This is a genomic window from Photorhabdus namnaonensis (assembly GCF_001684335.1).
Classification (GTDB): domain Bacteria; phylum Pseudomonadota; class Gammaproteobacteria; order Enterobacterales; family Enterobacteriaceae; genus Photorhabdus; species Photorhabdus namnaonensis.
This window is the reverse complement of sequence record NZ_LOIC01000009.1, coordinates 21,835-32,474: the sequence shown is the minus strand read 5'-3', so window position 1 is coordinate 32,474 and position 10,640 is coordinate 21,835. Positions and strand designations below refer to the sequence as shown.

Annotated in this window: 9 protein-coding genes; 5 read left to right on the top strand and 4 right to left on the bottom strand. The window is 44.5% G+C overall.

Annotated features, from left to right (window positions below):
• On the bottom strand, window positions 1-1,318 hold a 1,318-nt coding region (locus tag Phpb_RS01405), incomplete at its 3' end, for an MFS transporter (RefSeq protein ID WP_240492375.1).
• Between the two features lie 94 nt (window positions 1,319-1,412).
• Here Phpb_RS01405 and Phpb_RS01400 point away from each other — a divergent pair.
• On the top strand, window positions 1,413-2,078 hold the full coding sequence (locus Phpb_RS01400; RefSeq protein ID WP_065388841.1) for a helix-turn-helix transcriptional regulator: 666 nt from the start codon (window positions 1,413-1,415) through the stop codon (window positions 2,076-2,078).
• Here Phpb_RS01400 and Phpb_RS01395 read toward each other — a convergent pair.
• Together Phpb_RS01395 and Phpb_RS01390 are read right to left on the bottom strand one after the other, a co-directional pair.
• Complete coding sequence (locus Phpb_RS01395) at window positions 2,075-3,292, bottom strand: MFS transporter (RefSeq protein WP_065388840.1); 1,218 nt, start codon at window positions 3,290-3,292, stop codon at window positions 2,075-2,077. The genes Phpb_RS01400 and Phpb_RS01395 overlap by 4 nt on opposite strands.
• 47 nt (window positions 3,293-3,339) lie before the next feature.
• Window positions 3,340-4,260, bottom strand: coding sequence for a carbohydrate kinase family protein (locus tag Phpb_RS01390; protein ID WP_065388839.1), 921 nt, complete (start codon window positions 4,258-4,260; stop codon window positions 3,340-3,342).
• A gap of 408 nt (window positions 4,261-4,668) precedes the next feature.
• On the opposite strand from Phpb_RS01390, the gene Phpb_RS26225 reads away from it, so the two are divergent.
• Window positions 4,669-4,860 carry a hypothetical protein gene (locus Phpb_RS26225; protein ID WP_065388838.1) on the top strand — a complete coding sequence of 64 codons (192 nt, stop codon included), beginning with the start codon at window positions 4,669-4,671 and terminating at the stop codon, window positions 4,858-4,860.
• A gap of 140 nt (window positions 4,861-5,000) precedes the next feature.
• Here Phpb_RS26225 and fdhD read toward each other — a convergent pair whose 3' ends face one another.
• Window positions 5,001-5,831, bottom strand: coding sequence for a formate dehydrogenase accessory sulfurtransferase FdhD (gene fdhD, locus Phpb_RS01380; RefSeq protein WP_065388837.1), 831 nt, complete (start codon window positions 5,829-5,831; stop codon window positions 5,001-5,003).
• 180 nt (window positions 5,832-6,011) lie between these two features.
• Between fdhD and fdnG the strand changes: the two genes are divergently transcribed.
• Genes fdnG through fdoI form a run of 3 tightly spaced genes read left to right on the top strand, consistent with a single transcriptional unit; the run spans window position 6,012 to window position 10,638 of the window.
• The gene (gene fdnG, locus Phpb_RS01370; protein WP_109396504.1) at window positions 6,012-9,059 is read left to right on the top strand and encodes a formate dehydrogenase-N subunit alpha; all 3,048 of its coding nucleotides are present in this window, start codon (window positions 6,012-6,014) and stop codon (window positions 9,057-9,059) included.
• A gap of 11 nt (window positions 9,060-9,070) precedes the next feature.
• On the top strand, window positions 9,071-10,000 hold the full coding sequence (gene fdxH, locus Phpb_RS01365; protein WP_065388835.1) for a formate dehydrogenase subunit beta: 930 nt from the start codon (window positions 9,071-9,073) through the stop codon (window positions 9,998-10,000).
• A complete protein-coding gene (fdoI, locus tag Phpb_RS01360) occupies window positions 9,997-10,638 on the top strand; it encodes a formate dehydrogenase cytochrome b556 subunit (RefSeq protein WP_065388834.1) in 642 nt (213 codons plus the stop codon). The genes fdxH and fdoI overlap by 4 nt, the downstream gene beginning before the upstream one ends.
• The last annotated feature ends 2 nt before the right edge of the window (window positions 10,639-10,640 follow it).

Here is a 10,640-nt window from a genome sequence, read left to right as displayed (position 1 = left end):
AGGCGGTCCCCGTTACACCGCCCGGTTCATTAAATCCTGAAAGGTTCACCACCATTCCCGCCAATGCGGCTCCAAAAGCAGTAGCGAATAGCTGCACGGTTGTAATTGAAGCGCCAGCAATATCTTTATCTCTATCTGACGAGACCTGTAATATGCGAGTGAGCAAATGGGGCCAGCCAAAACCGATACCAAATCCCACCAAAGTCAGTGCAATCACAATGGGTGTCATCACTTGCCAATGTCCAACTGAGGGCTGTGATAATATCAACGACAAAATCAGCATACCGATTAATACTAATATCGGCCCAATGATAATTGCCCGGCGAATACCCGCTCCACGCCAACCGGCGCTGATTATCTCCGCAATTGTCCAACCGGCTGCCATTGCTGCGGCCATATAACCAGAAATTAGTGGCGACTGACCATGCAATATTTGCAGGAAATACGGAACAAACACTTCGCTAGTCATGCCGACCACCAATAATGAAATTGTGGCAAATAACACAGCATGAGGTGATCCCCAGCGCAATGCGCCATGAGGCAATAGGCGTATGACAGAACGCCGTTCATGACAAATTAGCAATATTATTAATACTAATGCCAGCATAATGCCTGCAAAATTCAGCTTCACACTTTCGGATACACTACCAGCAGAAACCATCAATACAGCTCCTGCCAATAAAACTAGCTGTACCAACGGTAACGCTGTTTTATTCCGCTCCTGAAGTTTACCTTTTGGCAAAGTCAAATAAGTGAAGACCGCATACAGCAGCATTATTGGCAACATGATGCCAAAAGCGTAACGCCAGGCATGCATCTCAGCAAAAATACCGCCCACAGCAGGGCCAATTAACGTCGCAACTCCCCACATACCGGATATCAGAGCCATCGCCCGCGGCCAAAGCGCCTGTTCAAATACCAGATTGATCATAGCATAGGAGAGTGCAAACAGCAGTCCACCGCCAAAGCCCTGAACAGTTCGCCCGATAAGCATCACCCCCATTGTTGGAGCAAGTGCACATAACAAGCTGCCAAAGAAGAACAACAGCGCAGCAACCAGATAAGCATTACGTGCCCCTTGTGCATTAAGCAGACACGCAGATAATACTGAACCAATAATAGAAGCAACGACGAACAGCGTCGTATTCCAAGCATAAAGGTTCAAGCCCCCAATATCCTGTACAACCGAAGGTAAGATAGTGGTGGCAATTAAGATATTAATCGCATGTAACGCAACACCTAGCGATAAAACCAAGGCGCTGGCTGCATTTTTACCGGAGAACAAATCGCTCCAGCGGCTTTCATCGTTTGTTATCACAGTCATTATCCTGCATTAGCATTGAGTTAATATGAGTCTTACGTTAAATTAAACAAGAATTATCTTGGAATAAATTAAGGTGAGGAAAGGGATTATGTCAAGAAAAAGCTTTGAAAATAGCACAAATATAACCCAATCAGTAGGTGAAAGGTTACTGATGTTATTGAAAACCCGTGGTCCTCAACAAGCTTCTGACGCAGGAAAAATACTAGGCACAACCGGGGAAGCAGCCCGGCAACAGTTTGTGAAGTTAGCTAAGGAAGGGCTAGTGGAAGCTATCGCGGAAGCACGAGGCGTTGGTCGTCCAATACAACTTTGGCATCTGACAGCCACAGGTCATAATCATTTCCCAGATGCGCATGCTGAATTGACAGTACAATTACTCGACACTATCCGCAAACAGTTAGGTGAGAAAGTAGTAGATCTATTAATTGATACCCGCGAGCAGGAAACCCGTATTAATTATCAACAAGCAATGAATGGCGCAGCCAGTCTACAAGAGCGAGTTGAACGGCTGGTTGCCATACGATGCCGTGAAGGTTACATGGCTCAGTGGTCACCTACCGAAGATGGCGCTATTTTGCTGGTAGAAAATCATTGCCCAATTTGTGCTGCCGCTACCGCTTGCCAAGGTTTTTGCCGCGCTGAACTCAACGTATTTCGAGATATACTCCAGGCTCAGGTAGAACGCGTGGAGTATATACTTACCAATTCACGGCGCTGCGCTTATCGCATAACTGGCAACATTAAGCCTGATTAAACTGCTCTGCTACTTTCTCGGCTGTCTTCTCCGTTAAACATAAAAAACAGTGCGCCGGTCAGTAATATCAACCCGCCAGATATCATTAAAAGAGATTGAATACTAATATAGTCAGCAATTGGGCCAAACAGCACCATACCTAATGGCAGAGAGCAGGACAGAGCAATTTGAACTAAACTAAATACCCTGCCCATCATTTCAGGTTCGATTCTTTCCTGAAAAACCGCTGTTATCGGTGCGTTAAAACAAGGTGTTACCACACCTAAAAAGACATTGATTACGAGATAAAACGGGAACCAATAAGCATTACCAAGAGCGACCATAAATATACCAAAAAACGCGCAAGCTACTGCTGTTATACGCATTTTATTTTTATATTCACTCCAGAAAGAGATAAACAATCCACCTAAAACCGCGCCGGCACTAAATGTCATTTCATTAACGGCTAAACGCCACGGCTCTTCCCCAAATGTCCGATTAACTAATAAAGGTGTCAAAAATGCAGCCGGACTAATCAGAAAGCAGACACAAATCAGAAAAATCAAAAGATTTCTGATTAATTTATTCTCTTGCAGATAACGGAAACCCGCTAAGATTGCCTGAAATTTATTATCCGGCATGGAATCAGAAGCGATTTTTGGAATAGGAATAAACGAAACAATGCTGATGCCGATAATGGCAGTCGTTACGTCCACCAAGAAAATATTTTCAATTGAAGTTTGAGAATATAAAAAGCCGCCAATAGCAGGAGATGCCAACATCATCAGTGAAGTCAGAGACGTATTAATACCATTGACCCGCAATAATTTCTCTTTCGGCACAAGTTGCGGAATAATAGCACTAACAGCCGGCATCTGGATGCCCGTCCCGAATGAGCGGACAATCAGCGCGACAAATAACAACTCAATGCTCTTAAATCCGAGCATAAAAGAGATAGCTAAACCAAGAGTGACTAATGCAATTGCTGCATCAGAGGCAATACTGAGCAACTTACGGCTATAAGTATCCGCCCAGACACCAGCAAATAAGGAGATCAACACCTGTGGAAGAAATGCACAGAGTACCGAAATAGCCAGCATTTCTCCCGATGATGTATTTAAGGTGATATACCAGACGATAGAGAACTGGACAATGGAAGAACCTAGCAAAGAAATTGTTTGAGCTGATAAAAATAAAACCGTTTTGCGTTTCCAACCTGGAAGTAATTCACTCATTTTAACTACGCCCCTTAAAATCTAAGAGGCGTAGTACCTGAAAATAATTATTCAAACACAAACTCCTCTAGTTCTTTTATTGTTGGTGCACCCGCAGCACCAGAACGGTTAACAACAATGGCAGCAACACGGTTGCCAAGTTCAACAGCGTCTCTCAACGACATTCCCTGCGATAAACCCGCAAGCATGCCACTACTATGCGCATCACCAGCGCCGATGGTATCCACCACTTTCACTTTATAAGCAGCGACATATTCTGGGTCATGATCAGGCAGACATATCCACGTACCCTGTGAACCTAACCGACAGATAATAGTGATTTTTCTTTTACTGGAATAACGGCTAGCTTGGACGACAGGATCGCCTTCCCCGCACAATATAGCAACTTCATTACGATTCAGTGTCAGAATGGTCCGGTCAACAGGTAATGCATCAAGGAAAGTAGGATCTATTTCTGGTAAACGTGGGCCAAAATCCAGCAATAACGTCTGCCCGGATGGTGACGCCAGTAACCAGTCACATAAAATCGCCGTTGATTTACCCGCCATGACATAACCGCTGGAGTAGATATATCCCCTTTCCGGCAAAGCAATAGAAGAGAGCATTGCCCTATTCCAGTCAACTTCACAACCACTTACGGAGACAAAACTTCTTTCCCCATCCGGTTCAACCATTGCCAAACACCAACCATTATCAAGATAGGAATGGATAAATGTGGCCTCAAGCCCAAGGACTTGCATCTCCTTGGTGACCTGATTACCCCAGTATCCGTTACCAACCGGTATACCATTAATCACAGGAATTTGCAGGCGGACTAAGGCCCGAGCAACATTAAAACCAGAACCGCCAATCTGTCGATCAATTTCTTTAGCCTCCTGGTCTTCCCCACTGCGAGGAAGCCTTGGTAAACAAAGAACAATATCTCCCGCCGCCGCACCAATGACAGTAATTGGTAATAAATCCCCCATCAGGCTCTCCTTTTATTGGCCCAAAAAACCATAACGCCATTAGATTGAAAAAACGGGTAAATAGCCTAGGGAAGGAAACTTGCAACAATTATTTCTAAATTCAAATATATAAGGAACACTTACAGTTTAACATTGATCAGGTTCAATAAAAGCCAGCTTGTATTAATTATGTGATCCCAATGTGATTGTTCATTCACTCTATCAGGAATAAATATCTATCTTTAATTAAACAGTCTATGATTCCTATCGTTTCCCTTATTTCAGCGATTAAAGATATTGCCTAGTGCCAAGAAAACCATCTTTGCTACCATTCAGACCAATTCTGTATGAAACAGTAACATGTAATTATTATTGTTAAAATATATGAAAACTGCTGGAAAAAGTTGATGAATTCATGAAATTAGCCCCATGAAGACAACCCAAAAGAATGAAAAGGCAAAGTGTTCTAATATTAAGGAAAATTATTTATCAATCCTACAAATTATTTTTATAGAAAATTCTATCTTGAAAACAGACATTATTATTCAATCTGCAAAACAACGGCCTGATTTAAAAGGTGCTTCTGATGAGATTTTCCACAAAAATGGATTATTACATTAAATCCAACTTATGGATATTTCACAGCTTGCATGATTCAGAATTATTGCGATAACCTCAGTTGATTAATATGAAAATAAACTTTTCATATTAATCACAGTAGGAAATACGGGTGTTCTTGATGTGCCTATTTTTATGCTCGTTTAACGTATTAATCTCTCAGCATGGGTATAAATAGTCGCTTTACCGGGTTTACAAAAACCAACCAAGGTTAAATGACATCGGTCAGCAATTTCTACAGCTAATGAAGTTGCTGCTGAAACCACAAACAGAATCTCAACACCACAAAAGGCTGATTTTTGTACCATCTCATAACTGGCACGGCTGGATACCAGAACAGCGCCTTGCTGCCAGCCTGTTTTCGCCTTCATGCCTAGCATTTTATCCAGTGCGACGTGACGACCTACATCCTCACATCCCCCCAATAATTTACCTTCCGGATCAATCCAACTTGCCACATGAGTGCAACCTGTCAATGCCCCGACATCCTGAACGTTGGTCAGTTGAGAGAGAGCGTGATCAAGCTGGCTTAACGAAAAGGTTTGAGTAAAAGGCAACGGGGAAATCGGGCGAAAAACATCAGAAAGTTGTTCTGTTCCACAGATGCCACAGCCTGTTCGTCCCGCCAGATTACGTCTGCGCTCTTTCAAACCAGCAAAACGACGGCTAGAAAGTTCGATTTGCAACTCAATGCCGCCATTACAATGAGGGATAATATCAATGCCGAGAATCTCGTGTTGAGATTCAATAATGCCTTCAGAAAGCGAAAACCCAATAGCGAAATATTCGAGATCTTTAGGACTTGCCATCATTACGACATGCGAAATACCGTTGTAAACTAAAGCAACAGGAACTTCTTCTGCAATCCAATCAGCTTTTAATGTATCAAGATGGTGCTTTTGTTGCACGTTCGTTCGCGTTACCCCCTTGATCAAACCAAATGATAACAACTTCCCTGATTTTACATTATACATTAGATGAGTTCCTAATAGTGTTACGACATAATAATCGTGTGAAAAAAGAGTCTATACTATTTATCAGGCAATAAATCTGATCCCACTACGGAAAGTGGTTTTAATAAAAAAGAACACATTCAAAATTTTTCCCATGATGGAATGGATACTGTTTAAGGCAATGTGAGTGAGGAGATTCCCATGCAAGTCAGCAGAAGGCAGTTCTTTAAGATCTGCGCTGGCGGTATGGCAGGTACAACGGTAGCCGCGTTGGGCTTTGCGCCAGCCGCAGCCCTTGCACAAACACGTAACTATAAATTGTTGCGTGCGCGTGAAACCCGAAATACCTGTACGTACTGCTCTGTCGGTTGTGGGCTGTTGATGTACAGCCTTGGCGATGGCGCAAAAAACGCGAAAGCAACTATTTTCCATATTGAAGGTGATCCTGATCATCCGGTAAACCGCGGCGCACTTTGTCCTAAAGGGGCTGGCCTAGTTGATTTTATCCATAGCGAAAGCCGCCTGAAATACCCGGAATATCGCGCAGCGGGTTCTGACAAATGGCAACGTATTACTTGGGATGAGGCATTTGATCGCATCGCTAAGCTAATGAAAGCAGACCGTGACGCCAATTTCATTAAAACCAATCAAGAAGGCGTGACAGTCAATCGCTGGCTGACGACCGGCATGCTGTGTGCATCTGCTTCCAGTAACGAAACAGGTTATCTGTCGCAAAAATTTAGTCGCGCTCTCGGCATGCTCGCCGTAGACAACCAAGCACGTGTCTGACACGGACCAACGGTAGCAAGTCTTGCTCCAACATTTGGTCGCGGTGCGATGACCAACCACTGGGTTGATATTAAGAACGCGAATCTGATCGTCGTTATGGGTGGTAACGCTGCCGAAGCGCATCCTGTGGGATTCCGTTGGGCAATGGAAGCCAAAATCCATAATAACGCTAAGTTAATTGTGATTGATCCGCGTTTTACCCGTACAGCATCTGTAGCGGATTTCTATACCCCAATCCGTTCTGGTACCGATATTGCCTTCTTGTCAGGTGTGATTTTATATCTGCTAACTAACAATAAGATTAACCACGAATATGTTGAGGCGTATACCAACGCCAGTCTGATCGTACGTGAAGATTACTCATTCGATGATGGTTTATTCAGTGGTTATGACGCGGAAAAACGTCAATACGACAAAACCAGTTGGAACTACGCACTGGATGAAAACGGCTTTGCTCAACGTGATATCTCACTTAAACACCCATATTGTGTATGGAATTTATTAAAAGAACACGTTAGCCGTTATACGCCCGATGTCGTCAGTGATATTTGCGGTACGCCAAAAGAGGATTTCCTGAAAGTCTGCGAATATATTGCGGAGACTTGTGTTAAGGATAAGACCGCTTCTTTCCTGTACGCACTGGGTTGGACCCAACACTCAGTGGGCGCACAGAACATCCGAACTATGGCAATGATCCAGCTACTGTTGGGCAACATGGGTATGGCGGGTGGCGGTGTTAATGCATTGCGTGGTCACTCGAATATTCAGGGATTGACTGATTTGGGGTTGTTGTCGCAAAGCTTGCCGGGATATCTGACACTTCCCTCAGAGAAACAGGCCGATCTACAAACTTATCTCCAGGCAAATACCCCCAAACCATTACGGCCGGGTCAGGTTAACTATTGGGGGAACTACCCAAAATTCTTTATCAGTCTGATGAAGAGTTTCTACGGTGATAATGCCCGTAAAGATAACGACTGGGGTTTTGATTGGCTGCCGAAGTGGGACAAAAGTTATGACGTCCTGCAATTTTTTAACATGATGTCGAAAGGTGAAGTCAATGGCTATATTTGCCAGGGCTTTAACCCGGTAGCTTCTTTTCCGAATAAAAACAAAGTTGTTGACGCCCTGTCGAAACTGAAATTCCTGATCACTATCGATCCGCTTAACACTGAAACGTCAACTTTCTGGCAGAACCACGGTGAATTTAACGATGTCGATTCATCCAAAATTCAGACAGAAGTTTTCCGCCTGCCGTGCTGCTGCTTCGCCGAGGAAAACGGTTCAATTGTTAACTCTGGTCGCTGGTTGCAATGGCACTGGAAAGGTGCGGATGCGCCGGGAGAAGCTATCGGTGATGGAGAGATCCTTTCCGGTATCTTTAAACGTATGCGGGAAATGTACCGCGCGGAAGGGGGAGCATCACCAGAGCCACTGCTGAGCATGACCTGGAATTACTTCAACCCGGACAGCCCTACATCGGAAGAGGTGGCCCAAGAGAGTAATGGCCGGGCACTGATTGATCTGATTGATGCTGATGGCAACGTCATCGTGAAACAAGGTCAGCAATTAACCTCTTTTGCACAACTACGTGATGATGGTACTACCGCTAGTGGTTGTTGGATCTTTGCCGGAAGCTGGACGCCGGAAGGTAACCAGATGGCCCGTCGTGATAACGCCGATCCGTCAGGATTAGGCAATACTCTCGGTTGGGCATGGGCATGGCCGTTAAATCGTCGTATTTTGTACAATCGCGCATCGGCTGATCCGCAGGGCAAACCTTGGGATGAGAAACGTCAGTTACTGACGTGGGATGGTATTAAGTGGGGTGGCGTCGATACTGCTGATTATAGTGTGGCTGCGCCGGAAACGGATGTGGGTCCATTTATCATGCAACCGGAAGGTATGGCGCGTCTGTTTGCTATTGATAAGATGGCGGAAGGGCCATTCCCTGAACACTATGAACCCTTTGAAACGCCATTGGGGACCAATCCATTGCATCCGAATGTGGTATCCAACCCGGCTGCCCGAGTGTTCAAAAGCGACTTTGAAGCAATGGGTAAGGCAGATAAATTCCCTTATGTGGGAACCACTTACCGTTTGACAGAACATTTCCACTATTGGACAAAACACGCATTGTTGAACTCGATTATCCAACCTGAACAGTTTGTGGAAATCGGTGAAAAACTGGCAGAAAAGAAAGGCATCAAGCACGGTGATACCGTCAAAGTTAGCTCTAATCGCGGTTACATCAAAGCGAAAGCGGTTGTCACCAAACGTATTCGTACCCTGAATGTACACGGTCGTGAAGTGGATACTATCGGTATTCCGATTCATTGGGGCTTTGAAGGAGCAGCGAAGAAAGGCTTTATTGCCAATACCTTGACACCATTTGTTGGTGATGCGAACACCCAAACGCCTGAATTCAAAGCGTTCTTGGTCAATGTGGAAAAAGTGTAAAGGGAAAAATTATGTCATTGCAAACTCAAGACATCATTCGCCGCTCTGCCACAAATTCTTTTACTCCTGCGCCACGGGTGCGGGATGACCAGGAGGGCGTTGCGAAACTGATTGATGTGACAACCTGTATCGGCTGTAAAGCTTGTCAGGTGGCCTGTTCTGAGTGGAACGATATCCGTGATGAGATCGGTTATAACGTTGGTGTTTATGATAACCCGGCTGATTTAACCGCCAAATCATGGACCGTGATGCGCTTCTCAGAGGTTGAAGAGAACGGCAAACTGGAATGGTTGATTCGTAAAGATGGTTGTATGCACTGTGCTGATCCCGGTTGCTTGAAGGCTTGTCCAGCAGAAGGGGCGATCATTCAGTATGCCAACGGAATTGTTGATTTCCAGTCGGAACACTGTATCGGCTGTGGCTACTGTATTGCCGGTTGTCCATTCAATGTGCCACGACTCAACAAAGAAGATAACCGGGTATATAAATGCACTCTGTGCGTTGATCGCGTTAACGTCGGTCAGGAACCTGCCTGCGTGAAAACCTGTCCGACCGGTGCAATCCATTTTGGCAGTAAAAAAGCCATGAAGGATTTAGCGGCTGAACGGGTGAGTGAGTTGAAAGGCCGCGGTTATGAGAATGCGGGTTTATACGATCCTGATGGTGTTGGTGGTACCCATGTGATGTATGTACTGCACCATGCTAACAAGCCACAGCTATATCATGGCCTACCGGACAATCCCACTATTAGCCCGACTGTCACCTTCTGGAAAGGTATTTGGAAGCCGCTGGCCGCGGTGGGATTCGCAGCCACATTCGCTGCCAGCCTTTTCCATTATGTGGGTATTGGTCCGAACCGGGTAACGGAAGAAGACGAAGAAAACGCGCGTCGCGATGCCGAGCCTTCACAGAAATCAGCCAATGAGGAGGAACAGCGATGAAAGGTAGGAAAGATATTATTATCCGTCATTCACCAGTTGAGAGAGTAAATCACTGGGCGGTAGTACTCTGTTTTCTATTCACCGCCATTAGTGGATTAGGATTCTTTTTCCCCTCTTTTAACTGGCTGATGAATATCTTTGGTACACCGCAATTATCACGGATTTTGCATCCATTTGTCGGTTCAGCAATGTTTATTTTATTTATCTTTATGTTTTTCAGATATTTTAAACATAACTTTATCGACAAAGATGACATTGTATGGCTGAAAAATATTCATAAAATTATGAAAAATGAGGAATCTGGCGATATTGGCCAGTATAACTTAGGTCAGAAAGGGGTCTATTGGGCCATCAGTATTTGCCTGATATTACTCGCTGTCAGTGGTGTTATTATTTGGCGTCCCTATTTTGCTGATCTCTTCTCTATTCCGATAATTCGAATTGCGCTTCTAATCCATTCAATGTCAGCTATTGGTTTAATCTTAACGGTTATGGTTCACGCTTATGCGGCATTCTGGGTGAAAGGATCTCTCCGGGCAATGGTTGAAGGTTGGGTAACCCGTGGTTGGGCGAAGAAACATCACCCACGTTGGTATCGTGAAATGATGAAACAGGAACAACAAGAAGAGAAACGTTAATG